The sequence below is a fragment of the Actibacterium pelagium genome, assembly GCF_002285415.1.
Taxonomy (GTDB): Bacteria; Pseudomonadota; Alphaproteobacteria; order Rhodobacterales; family Rhodobacteraceae; genus Actibacterium_B; species Actibacterium_B pelagium.
In genome coordinates, this window is sequence record NZ_NSBU01000005.1 from 198,809 (window position 1) to 209,946 (window position 11,138).

Genomic DNA, 11,138 nt, shown 5'->3' on the forward strand with positions numbered 1-11,138 from the left:
GTAAGGATTGTCAATGCGGGGAATTCGCGAATTACGCGATTGCCAAAAGTCCGCCTGCCTGCCGGATGATTTTTCCGTCCAGCTCTAATGACAGCAATGCGGCCGAAACGGCAGGTGCAGGATGGTTCAAGTCGCGGATCAACTGATCCTCGGCCATTGGGGATGGACCAAGTTGCTTAAGTATGCGTTGGTGTAATCCTCCCTCGGGCAGGGTAGGGAGAACGGGTGTTTCTGGCTGGTCCAGTGGCAGCGTTGTTGTCTCGAGGGCAAGGACAACGTCCTCAGGACCACGAACAAGTGTCGCCCCATCGCGGATCAGAATGTTACAGCCTGACGCTCGACCGTCGAACGGATGGCCGGGGACAGCTAGAACCTCTCGTCCTTGATCGAGCGCATTACGGGCTGTGATCAGGCTGCCGGATCGCGCGGCGGCTTCAACCACCACAACGGCGCGCGACAGGCCCGAGATGATCCGGTTTCGTGCAGGGAAGTGACGGGCTTGCGGTGTGATCCCGGGCGGCGACTCTGTCAGGATCAATCCGCGCTCCTGAATGTCAGCAAATAGGGTTTGGTTCTCTGCCGGATAGCAGATGTCGATGCCACCCGCGATCACGGCGACCGTTCCGTGGGGCAAAGCTGCCATATGGGCGACAGTGTCGATCCCGCGCGCCAAACCAGACACGGTCACGAACCCGGCTTCCGCCAGCCCATCGGCCAATCGCCTTGCCATACGCGTTCCCAAAGAGGACGCATTGCGTGCACCAACCAAAGACACTTTCGGTTTGTGCAGCAGGTCCAAATCGCCCTTGGCCCATAGCATCGGCGGTGCATCGGGCAATTCGCGCAGCAATTCGGGATATCGCGGATCAAGAACCGATATCGGCGTTGCACCAAATTCGCGGCCTCGTGCCAGTTCGGTCTGCGCGGCCTCGACCGAGAAGACCCTGTACCCTTTCACACCCGCTTCTCGTGCGATTTCAGGCAGCGCCTCTAGCGCCGCTTCGACCGATCCGTGTTCTGCCAGAAGGCGGTGAAATGTCGTTGGCCCCACCCGGCGAGACCGGATGAGGCGGAGCAACAAAATCAGGCAATCTTCCTGCGTGGGTGGTGCGAGGGTGTGGGGGGAAGGTCTCTGATTCAAAGGCTCGCTGCTCCGCTCATCCGTGGGTCAACGATGAGCGAGTCGTGGTTAACGACCAATGAACGAAGCAGATTTATTTCAAAATCGTTGGACCTGCGGTTAGGTGGCAGAGCCGCCGACCGTCAGCCCGCCGATCATCAATGTTGGCTGACCAACCCCCACCGGCACCCACTGACCGGCCTTGCCGCAATTGCCGATACCGGGATCCAAGGCCATGTCGTTGCCGATGGCGCGGATCTTTTGCATTGCGGCCGGGCCATCACCGATCAGGGTCGCCCCTTTGACCGGTGCACCGACCTTGCCGTTCTTAACGCGGTAGGCCTCGGTACAGGAGAAGACAAACTTGCCGTTGGTGATGTCCACCTGCCCGCCGCCGAAGCCCACGGCATAGATACCGTCCTTAAGGTCGGCCACGATGTCTTCGGGCGCGCTATTGCCACCCAGCATGTAAGTGTTAGTCATGCGCGGCATCGGGATATGGGCATAGCTTTGGCGACGCCCATTTCCGGTGGGCTCCACTCCCATCAGGCGCGCGTTTTGCCGGTCTTGCATATAGCCCACCAGAATGCCGTCTTCGATCAACACGTTCTTGCCAGAGGGCGTGCCTTCGTCATCGAATGTGATCGAACCGCGGCGGTCTGGGATCGTGCCGTCATCCAGCACGGTCACACCGGGGCTGGCGACGCGTTCGCCGACGCGGCCGGAAAAGGCAGAGCTGCCTTTGCGGTTGAAATCGCCTTCCAACCCGTGGCCGACGGCCTCGTGCAGCAGAACGCCGGGCCAGCCAGAGCCCAGCACAACATCCATTATGCCCGCAGGGGCAGGTTCGGCGTCAAGGTTGACCAAGGCGATGCGCAAAGCCTCGCGCGTGGCGTCTTGCCAGTGGGCTGGATCAATCAGGCCGGTCAGGCCAGTGCGGCCCCCGCTGCCGTGGCTGCCAGATTCGCGGCGGCCGTTTTCCTCGACAATGACAGATACATTTACGCGCGTCATCGGTCGGGTGTCGGTCAGAAGCTGCCCATCAGGGCGCAAGATCACGACCTCTTGCAGGCTTGCAGCGATGCTGGCCGAGACCTGAACGACCCTTTTGTCCAGATCACGGGCAAAGGCGTCGATCTCACGCAAAGTTTCAACCTTGGTCGGGAAGGTGGCGTCCGCCATCGGGTCTTGGTCAGTATAAAGACGTGTATTCGTCGCGCGCGGACCAGGGGCCATGACACCGCCGCCATCGCCAACCGCAAGGCGCACCGTCTCGCAAGCACGGCGGATAGCCGTTTCGCTGAGCTCGGTAGAATGGGCGTAACCTGCGGTTTCTCCACGCACGGCCCGCAGGCCGAACCCTTCCGATGCGTCGTAGACTGCGTTGCGCAGCCGACCGTCGTCAAAAGACAGCGCTTCTGACCGGCGACGCTCTAGGAACAATTCACCATCGTCGGCGCCATCTGTGGCAGCCTTCAAAATCGCGAGGGATTCCTCTTGATCTAGGTTTGTTTCAAAGGGCTGAAATCCGGCCTGAGTCATCTGTTTTCCTGCTCGTGTCTTTGATACAAGTCAATTTAGCGGCTCAATGCCGCAGCACAATCTCTTGTCTCCGCGCCTTTAATATGGTTTTTGACGCGCGAAACACAACGGCTGCCCTTCGGGCGGCTTACGCCCCATGGCCCTCCGGGCCGTTCGAGGAACAGGGATAGAATATGGGATACTCGACTATGCGTACCGGCGTTTTGGCAGCTGGCCTTAGCTTTTTCTCTTCTGCGGCAGCATTTGCGCAGGACAAAGTCATCGGCGCACCCGTGGACAAGGCGATGGGTTTCCAGCCGGCCGCGACCGAACTGGCGCGTGACCTGCAGGGTCTTGATTCGCTTCTGCTGTGGATCATCACGATCATTACGGTCTTTGTTGCTGCGCTGATCGTCTTTGTAATGGTTCGTTATAACCAGCGTACCAACAAAGAACCGGCAAAGTTCACCCACAACACCCCGCTAGAGGTTGCGTGGACCCTTGTGCCGATCGTGATCCTGATCTTCATCGGTGCCTTCTCGCTGCCGGTTCTGTTCAAGCAGCAGGAAATCCCTGAAGGCGACATCACCATCAAGGTGACCGGTTACCAGTGGTACTGGGGCTACGAGTATGTCGACCACGAGTTCGAATTCGAAAGCTTCATGCTGCCGAAGGAAGAACTGGCCGACTACGGCTATGACGAATCGGAATACCTGCTGGCGACCGATACACAGGTTGTCGTGCCGACCGGTAAGACCGTTGTGATGCAGGTGACCGCAGCTGACGTGATCCACTCGTGGACCATCCCGGCCTTCGGCGTGAAGCAGGATGGTGTTCCGGGTCGTCTGGCAGAGCTGTGGTTCGAAGTCGAAGAAGGCATGGAAGGTATCTACTTTGGTCAGTGCTCCGAGCTTTGCGGCAAAGACCACTCTTACATGCCGATCACCGTTAAGGCGGTTAGCCAAGCTGACTATGAAAAGTGGCTGGACGGTGCGATCGAAGAATACGCGGGCAAGCCGCGTGAGCTGACCATCGCGTCCAACTAAGACCGCTTGACCGGGTAGAAACAGATGAGCGACGCCACCACATCCGTATTTGATCAAAGCCCCGAGGCGGGCTTTGGTGACTACGTTGCGCTGCTGAAGCCGCGTGTGATGTCGCTTGTCGTCTTCACGGCGCTGGTTGGCCTGTTGGTCGCGCCAGTCGCTGTGCACCCGTTCGTTGTGTTCTGCTCTGTCCTGTTCATCGCTATTGGTGGCGGCGCATCCGGTGCGCTGAACATGTGGTGGGACGCAGATATAGACGCCGTGATGAAGCGCACCCAAGGTCGCCCGATCCCTGCGGGCAAGGTCTCTCCGAGTGAGGCTTTGGGCTTTGGTCTGGCGCTGTCCGGCTTGTCGGTTGTGATGCTGGGTCTGGCGGCGAACTGGTTCGCCGCGGGTTTCCTGGCCTTCACTATCTTCTTCTATGCCGTCGTCTACACGATGTGGCTGAAACGCTCGACCCCGCAGAACATCGTGATCGGTGGCGCGGCCGGTGCGTTCCCTCCGATGATCGGATGGGCTGTGGCAACTGGTGGCATTGGGATCGAAAGTATCCTGATGTTCATGCTGATCTTCATGTGGACCCCACCCCATTTCTGGGCTTTGGCGCTGTTCATGAAGTCGGACTACAAAGACGCAGGCGTCCCGATGCTGACCGTGACACACGGCCGTAAGGTGACCCGCAATCATATTTTGGTTTACACGCTGCTGCTGGCGCCGTTTGCACTGGCACTGGGTGTGACCTCGATCGGTGGCCCGGTTTACATGACCGCTGCCGTGATCCTGAACGTCCTGTTCGTCAAAGGCGCGATTGGCCTGTGGCGTCGCGATGAAGCCATGGCGGAAGCCGATAAGTACCGTGCTGAGAAGAAGTTCTTCGGCTTCTCGCTGGTCTATCTGTTTGCTCACTTCACAGCTTTGCTGGCCGAGGCCGGTCTGAAGAGCTTTGGCATGGGAGGCTGGTAATATGGCGTTTAAGGAAGATCACGAACTTCACAAGCGCCGTCTGGGCCGGAATATCGGTCTGGGTGGGGTTCTTGTGGCCTTTGTCGCGCTGGTCTTTGGCCTGACGATCGTAAAGGTTTCGGAAATGGGTCCGATTGTCCCCTCGCAAGAGGAGGTCTCGGAATGACCGACAACAAGAAGACCGTTCTGCAAACTCTTAGCTTGGTGCTGGTCATGGGCGCATTGGCCTGGGCGTCGGTACCGTTCTACGACTGGTTCTGCCGCGTGACCGGCTTTGGTGGCGCGACCGGTGTGGCCGAAGCGGGCTCTGACGTTGTTCTGGACGAAACCATCACCGTGCGGTTCGACGCCTCGAAAGAGCGCGACTTCCCGTGGGAGTTCAAACCCGTCGTTCGCCAGATGGAGCTGAAGATCGGAGAGACCGGTCTGGCTTTCTACGAGGCTTACAACCCGACCGACCGCGCAATCGCGGGTACGGCCAGCTATAACGTCGCCCCCTACGAGGCGGGTGGCTTCTTTTCCAAGATTGACTGTTTCTGTTTCGAGATGCAGGTCCTGCAACCGGGCGAGCGCGTCCAGATGCCGGTGACCTTCTATGTCGATCCCGAAATTGTTGAGGACCGTGACGCAAAATACGTGCATCGTATCACGTTGAGCTATACGTTCCACGAAACCGAAATGCCCGAGGCACAGGCCAACCTGACCTCGGATAAACCAACGAACGTTAATTAACGTCTCAGGCGAGGGACCCGAATTATGGCGCATGAGAAAAACCACGACTATCACATTCTGCCGCCGTCCATCTGGCCTCTGATGGGGGCCCTTGGCGGCTTCATCATGCTGTTTGGTGCGGTTCTGTGGATGCAGGACATCACCATGTGGATGTTCCTGATCGGCTTTGCCATGGTGCTTTACGTCATGTTTGCATGGTGGTCGGACGTTGTCCGCGAAAGCAGCGTCGGCGATCACACTCCGGTCGTACGTATCGGCCTGCGCTATGGCGTGATTTTCTTCATCATGTCGGAAGTCATGTTCTTTGCGGCATGGTTCTGGACCTTCTTCAAGCACGCGATGTACCCAATGGGCCCTGAAAGCCCTGCCGTGGACGGTGTCTGGCCGCCTGCCGGGATCGAAACCTTTGACCCGTGGCACCTGCCGCTGATCAACACTCTGATCCTGCTGTGCTCGGGCGCGGCATGTACCTGGGCGCACCACGCTCTGGTCCATGACAACGACCGCAAGACCATGAAGAACATGCTGATCCTGTCGATCGGACTGGGCGCAATCTTCACCGTCTTCCAGGCCTACGAATACAGCCACGCCGCTTTTGGCTTCTCGGGCAACATCTATGGCGCAAGCTTCTTCATGGCGACCGGCTTCCACGGATTCCACGTCATCGTCGGCACCATCTTCCTGTTTGTCTGCCTGCTGCGCCTGATGGCCGGCCACTTCACTCAGGAAAAGCACATCGGTTTCGAAGCCGCTGCTTGGTACTGGCACTTCGTTGACGTCGTCTGGCTGTTCCTGTTTGCCGCCGTCTACGTTTGGGGGGCATAAGCCCTTCTGGCTGGACATCCGGCCCGATTAAGATCACCAAAGACGCGGGGGGAAACCCTCGCGTTTTGCTTTGAGAAGAGAGCCCATGACCAAACGCATGATCCTGCCGCTTCTGTTTGGCCTAGTCGGGGTGATGATTCTTGTCAGCCTTGGCACATGGCAGTTGCGCCGTTTGGAGTGGAAAGAGGGTGTTCTTGCTGCCATTGAGGTCCGCATTGACGCCCGGGCAGAGGCTTTGCCCGACGCCCCGAATGAAGATGCAGACCAGTACCTGCCTGTCGTTGTAACTGGCGAGGTGGGCGAGGATTTCATTCGCGTGTTGGTCAGCCGCAAGTTTCATGGTGCGGGATATCTGATCATCAGCCCTCTGAATTTGGGCAACCGATCCGTCCTGTTGGATCGCGGATTTATCAAGATCGACGCAACCGTGCCTGAAGCACCTATGGGTGAGGTGAATATCACCGGGAACCTTCTTTGGCCAGACGACACGAACAGCTCGACCCCGAATCCCGACATGGCCGACCGGCTGTGGTTCTCGCGCGATCTGGCGGCGCTATCGGCGGAACTGGGAACCGAACCGGTTCTGGTCGTGGCCCGCGAAACGTCCTTTGACGACACCCCGGTCAGCCCGCTGCCGGTCGATACCGTCGGCATCCCGAATGACCATCTTCAATACGCCATTACATGGTTTAGCCTTGCAGCCGTCTGGCTGGGGATGACAATGTTCCTACTGTGGCGTATCAGGCAGAAAACCGAATAAAGACAGGCGGCGACATGCGCTATGTATCCACCCGCGGGGAAGCCCCCGTTCTAAGTTTCGAAGAAGCCATGATGACGGGTCTGGCCCGCGATGGGGGCCTCTATGTGCCCGAAACCATCCCGACCCTGTCCAAGGACGAAATCGCCGCTTTGGCAGGTGCATCCTACGAAGACACCGCCTTCGCAATCATGAAGCCCTATATCGGTGACGCTTTCACCGATGAGGAATTCAAAGCCATCATCGCCCGCGCATACGAGGGCTTTGGCCATGCCGCCCGCGCGCCCATGGTGCAACTGGCCCCCAACCACTTCCTGTTGGAGCTTTTCCACGGCCCCACGCTGGCGTTTAAAGACTTCGCGATGCAGCTGATTGGTCAGCTGTTCCAAGCCTCTCTGTCCCGTTCGGGTAAGCGCGTGACCATCGTTGGCGCGACCTCGGGCGACACCGGCTCTGCCGCGATCGAGGCGTTCCGTGGCCTGTCCAATGTTGATGTCTTCATCCTGTTCCCGCATGGCCGCGTGTCCGAGGTGCAGCGTCGCCAGATGACCACCCCGTCCGAGGACAACGTCCATGCGCTGGCGGTCCATGGCGACTTCGACGACTGCCAAGCCCGCGTCAAAGACATGTTCAACCACTTCGAGTTCCGCGATGCCGTCGGCCTTGCGGGTGTGAACTCGATCAACTGGGCGCGCGTGCTGGCGCAGGTTGTCTATTACTTCTACTCGGCCGTGGCGCTTGGCGCGCCGGGTCGTGAAGTCAGCTTCACAGTGCCCACCGGCAACTTCGGCGACATTTTTGCTGGCTACATCGCGAAACGCATGGGCCTGCCCGTCGACAAGCTGGTTGTTGCCACCAACCAAAACGACATTCTGCACCGTGCCCTGACCTCAGGCGGCTATGTCACTGATGGCGTGACCCCGTCGATCAGCCCGTCGATGGACATTCAGGTCTCGTCCAACTTCGAACGTGCCCTGTTCGACGCCTATGACCGCGACGGCAAGGCCGTGGCGCAATTGATGGACGAGTTGAAAGCCAAAGGCGGCTTCCAGATCAGCCAGGGCGCATTGCAGGTGTTGCAAGAAACCTTTGCCTCGGGCCGCGCCTCGGAAGAGGAAACCATGGCCACGATCAAGTCGTCCTTTGAGGTAACCGGAGAGGTTCTGTGTCCGCACTCGGCCGTTGGCGTGAAGGTCGCAGAAGAACAGCCTGCCTCGGCCACCCCGATGATCACGCTGGCCACCGCGCACCCGGCGAAATTCCCGGCCGCGGTGAAAGAGGCATGCGGTCAGGACGCCCCGCTGCCTGCGCGCATGGCGGACCTGTATGACCGCGATGAACGCGTCACCGAGATCGCCAATGACCTGTCCGCCATCGAGGCCCTGATCCACGAAAGGCGCGCGCATTGAGCGTTCAACTACACCGCCTTTCAAACGGGTTTCGGATTGTCACCGAACACATGCCGGGGCTGAAGTCAGCCTCGCTTGGGGTCTGGGTGAACGCTGGTGGCCGTAACGAGCGGATTGAACAAAACGGCATCGCCCATTTCCTTGAGCATATGGCGTTCAAGGGCACCAAGCGCCGGACCGCCTTGCAGATCGCGGAAGAGATCGAAGACGTCGGTGGTTTCATCAACGCCTACACTGGCCGCGAGATGACCGCCTATTACGCCCGTGTGCTAGAGGCCGATGTGCCGCTGGCGATGGACGTAATTTCCGACATCGTGCTGAACCCGATTTTTGACCCTAACGAGATCGAGGTCGAACGCGGCGTGATCCTGCAAGAGATCGGTCAGGCGCTGGATACCCCCGACGATGTGATCTTCGACTGGTTGCAGGAATCGGCTTATCCGGATCAGGCCATTGGGCGCACGATTCTAGGTCCGACCGAACGGGTCCGTGCCTTCAACCGCGAGGACCTGCAAGGGTTCGTTCGCGAGAACTATACACCCGACCAGATGATCCTGGCCGCAGCAGGGGCCATCGACCACGAAGAGATCGTGCGTCTGGCCGAGGCCACTTTTGGCCAACTGTCCCCCGCAACCCCATCCATCGTGACCCCCGCCAAATTCCACAGCGGTGAGCGTCGTGAGGTTAAGGGGCTGGAACAAGCCCATGTCGCCATGGCGTTCGAAAGCGCGAATTATCGCGACCCAGCCATCTATACCGCGCAGATCTATGCGACGGCGATGGGTGGTGGAATGTCTTCGCGGCTGTTCCAAGAGGTCCGCGAGAAAAAGGGGCTTTGCTACACGATCTTCGCGCAGGCCGCGGCCTATGCTGACACCGGTCAGATCACGCTTTATGCCGGGACCAGTGAGACCCAGATTGGCGAGTTGATGGAGATCACAGCGCGGGAACTGAAGCGGGCAGGGGATACCCTGACCCCGGAAGAGATCAACCGCGCCCGTGCCCAGATGAAGGCTGGTCTCTTGATGGGGCTGGAAAGCGCCAGCAACCGGGCCGAACGGTTAGCTCGGTTGGTTGGGATCTGGGACCGCGTGCCTTCGCTTGAAGAAACGCTGGCCCATATCGACAGCGTCACGACATTGGACGTGCAAGAGTTCTCGCAATCCTTGGTCGCCAAGGGCAACGCGGCACTGGCTCTTTATGGCCCTGTCGAAAACGCCCCCGATCTTGCGGGGCTGAAAGAGGCTTTGGCAGCGTGATGCTAATGCGGCGGCGAAAAGTCCGGGTCGAAACCGAACGGATGACCCTGCGCCCGCCGCAGCACAGCGATTATCGCCCATGGGCCGGCCTTCGTTCCAGAAGCCGAGACTTCCTTGTGCCGTGGGAACCCTCTTGGGCGCAGGACCACCTGACCCGCAAGGCCTTCACCAACCGGGTATACTGGTCGCAGCGCGCGATCAGCCAAAGCTCGGCGATCCCCTTCTTTCTGATCCGCCGGTCGGATGACCTGCTTTTGGGGGCGATCACCCTAGACAATATTCGCCACGGACCAGCACAAGCGGGGACTTTGGGCTATTGGATCGGGGAACAGCACGCGCGGCAGGGTTATATGCGCGAGGCGATCGAGGCCGTGGTGCATTATGCCTTCAACGAGCTGGACCTAAGCCGGATTGAGGCTGCATGCCTGCCCGAAAACGTGGCCTCTCGCGGTGTGCTTGAGCGTAGCGGGTTCAAGTACGAAGGTGTCGCGCAAAGCTATCTTCAGATCAACGGGCGCTGGCGAAACCATGTCCTGTACGCCAGTTTGCGCGGCGACCGTCGCGGCAAGACGGACGTCGGCCTGAACGCTTAGAAAAGCCAAAACCTGACAGAATGGGGAATCGTGCTAGCTTGGTCGGCAGGAGGACTGACCATGCTGCGTTTTACATTGATCCTGTCCCTGTTGCTTGCTGCGAGCAACGCCCAAGCGCAGGCGCGCAAACCCAGCCATTGCATCGCGCTGTCGCAAGCTCCGGGCGTAGAATACGTGGTACCTGCGGCCTATGGGGCGTCCTTGGCTGAACAGTCGGTACGGATCAGTTATGTCGACCATTCTACCTTTGCGATCGAAACGCCGGGCGGATTGCTGGCTGCGACTGATTACACGGGCTTTTTGGGCACCACCGAACGGATCCCGGACGTGGTCACCATGAACAACGCCCATGACACGCATTGGACGGCCTTCCCGGACCAGCGCATTCCGCATGTTCTGGAAGGCTGGACGCAAAACGGGGTTGCGGCGGATCACTTCGTCGATCTGGGTGAAATGCTGGTGCGCAACGTACCCACCGATGTCCGCAGCGGTTTTGGCGATGTGCGCAAGAACGGCAATTCGATCTTCGTGTTTGAAGTCGCGGGCCTTTGCGTTGGTCATCTGGGCCACCTGCATCACGAACCGGATGCTGCCCAATATGCGGCCCTTGGCCGGGTGGATGTGGTCATGGCCCCGGTCGATGGCGGCCGTACGTTGGACCTTCCGTCGATGATCCGTGTGATGAAACGATTGAAATCTTCGGTCGTTTTGCCGATGCATTGGTTCGGGCGCTCAACTTTGGAAACCTTCCTGATCGGTATGGATGAAGAGTTCGACGTGGTACGCACCGACGAGAATTGGATCGAGCTTTCGCTTCAGGACCTTCCGCGCCGCCCGACTGTGATCGTGCTGGAACCGCGATATCTTCGCGATCCCGAGTAGCGCTTGATCCCGCAGGCCACGCGTGATTGAT

At 59.2% G+C, this 11,138-nt stretch carries 12 protein-coding genes; 10 read left to right on the plus strand and 2 right to left on the minus strand.

What is annotated here, in order from left to right; genetic code table 11:
* Positions 1-31 precede the first annotated feature (31 nt).
* On the minus strand, positions 32-1,084 hold the full coding sequence (gene dprA, locus CLM58_RS05900; protein WP_095595216.1) for a DNA-processing protein DprA: 1,053 nt from the start codon (positions 1,082-1,084) through the stop codon (positions 32-34).
* 156 nt (positions 1,085-1,240) lie between these two features.
* Positions 1,241-2,662: a metalloprotease TldD gene (tldD, locus tag CLM58_RS05905; protein ID WP_095595008.1), complete on the minus strand. Its 1,422-nt coding sequence runs from the start codon at positions 2,660-2,662 to the stop codon at positions 1,241-1,243.
* 188 nt (positions 2,663-2,850) lie between these two features.
* Between tldD and coxB the strand changes: the two genes are divergently transcribed.
* From coxB to CLM58_RS05950, 10 genes are all read left to right on the plus strand, one after another.
* Positions 2,851-3,687: a cytochrome c oxidase subunit II gene (coxB, locus tag CLM58_RS05910; protein ID WP_095595009.1), complete on the plus strand. Its 837-nt coding sequence runs from the start codon at positions 2,851-2,853 to the stop codon at positions 3,685-3,687.
* 24 nt (positions 3,688-3,711) lie between these two features.
* Positions 3,712-4,650, plus strand: coding sequence for a heme o synthase (gene cyoE, locus CLM58_RS05915; RefSeq protein ID WP_095595010.1), 939 nt, complete (start codon positions 3,712-3,714; stop codon positions 4,648-4,650).
* Position 4,651: 1 nt separating this feature from the next.
* Complete coding sequence (locus tag CLM58_RS17250; RefSeq protein WP_188720478.1) at positions 4,652-4,816, plus strand: hypothetical protein; 165 nt, start codon at positions 4,652-4,654, stop codon at positions 4,814-4,816.
* The gene (locus tag CLM58_RS05920) at positions 4,813-5,382 is read left to right on the plus strand and encodes a cytochrome c oxidase assembly protein (protein WP_095595011.1); all 570 of its coding nucleotides are present in this window, start codon (positions 4,813-4,815) and stop codon (positions 5,380-5,382) included. Before CLM58_RS17250 ends, CLM58_RS05920 begins: the two co-directional genes overlap by 4 nt.
* Positions 5,383-5,406: 24 nt before the next feature.
* Positions 5,407-6,207, plus strand: coding sequence for a cytochrome c oxidase subunit 3 (locus tag CLM58_RS05925; RefSeq protein WP_095595012.1), 801 nt, complete (start codon positions 5,407-5,409; stop codon positions 6,205-6,207).
* Positions 6,208-6,292: 85 nt separating this feature from the next.
* Positions 6,293-6,967 (plus strand): SURF1 family protein, encoded by a 675-nt coding sequence (locus tag CLM58_RS05930; protein WP_095595013.1) that lies wholly within the window; start codon positions 6,293-6,295, stop codon positions 6,965-6,967.
* A gap of 14 nt (positions 6,968-6,981) precedes the next feature.
* Positions 6,982-8,373, plus strand: a complete 1,392-nt coding sequence (gene thrC / locus CLM58_RS05935) for a threonine synthase (protein ID WP_095595014.1) — start codon at positions 6,982-6,984, stop codon at positions 8,371-8,373.
* Positions 8,370-9,632, plus strand: coding sequence for a M16 family metallopeptidase (locus CLM58_RS05940; RefSeq protein ID WP_095595015.1), 1,263 nt, complete (start codon positions 8,370-8,372; stop codon positions 9,630-9,632). The genes thrC and CLM58_RS05940 overlap by 4 nt, the downstream gene beginning before the upstream one ends.
* A complete protein-coding gene (locus CLM58_RS05945) occupies positions 9,632-10,225 on the plus strand; it encodes a GNAT family N-acetyltransferase (protein ID WP_095595016.1) in 594 nt (197 codons plus the stop codon). Before CLM58_RS05940 ends, CLM58_RS05945 begins: the two co-directional genes overlap by 1 nt.
* A 60-nt stretch (positions 10,226-10,285) precedes the next feature.
* Entirely contained in the window at positions 10,286-11,107 is an 822-nt protein-coding gene (locus CLM58_RS05950) for an MBL fold metallo-hydrolase (RefSeq protein ID WP_095595017.1), read from the plus strand.
* The last annotated feature ends 31 nt before the right edge of the window (positions 11,108-11,138 follow it).

What these genes read in the sequence shown, in the direction of transcription:
- CLM58_RS05920 (WP_095595011.1), top strand. Translation starts at nt 4,813, where the DNA reads ATGACCGACAACAAGAAGACCGTTCTGCAAACTCTTAGCTTGGTGCTG.
- coxB (WP_095595009.1), top strand. Translation starts at nt 2,851, where the DNA reads ATGCGTACCGGCGTTTTGGCAGCTGGCCTTAGCTTTTTCTCTTCTGCG.
- CLM58_RS05950 (WP_095595017.1), top strand. Translation starts at nt 10,286, where the DNA reads ATGCTGCGTTTTACATTGATCCTGTCCCTGTTGCTTGCTGCGAGCAAC.
- tldD (WP_095595008.1), bottom strand. Translation starts at nt 2,662, where the DNA reads ATGACTCAGGCCGGATTTCAGCCCTTTGAAACAAACCTAGATCAAGAG.
- CLM58_RS17250 (WP_188720478.1), top strand. Translation starts at nt 4,652, where the DNA reads ATGGCGTTTAAGGAAGATCACGAACTTCACAAGCGCCGTCTGGGCCGG.
- CLM58_RS05945 (WP_095595016.1), top strand. Translation starts at nt 9,632, where the DNA reads ATGCTAATGCGGCGGCGAAAAGTCCGGGTCGAAACCGAACGGATGACC.
- CLM58_RS05925 (WP_095595012.1), top strand. Translation starts at nt 5,407, where the DNA reads ATGGCGCATGAGAAAAACCACGACTATCACATTCTGCCGCCGTCCATC.
- CLM58_RS05930 (WP_095595013.1), top strand. Translation starts at nt 6,293, where the DNA reads ATGACCAAACGCATGATCCTGCCGCTTCTGTTTGGCCTAGTCGGGGTG.
- cyoE (WP_095595010.1), top strand. Translation starts at nt 3,712, where the DNA reads ATGAGCGACGCCACCACATCCGTATTTGATCAAAGCCCCGAGGCGGGC.
- thrC (WP_095595014.1), top strand. Translation starts at nt 6,982, where the DNA reads ATGCGCTATGTATCCACCCGCGGGGAAGCCCCCGTTCTAAGTTTCGAA.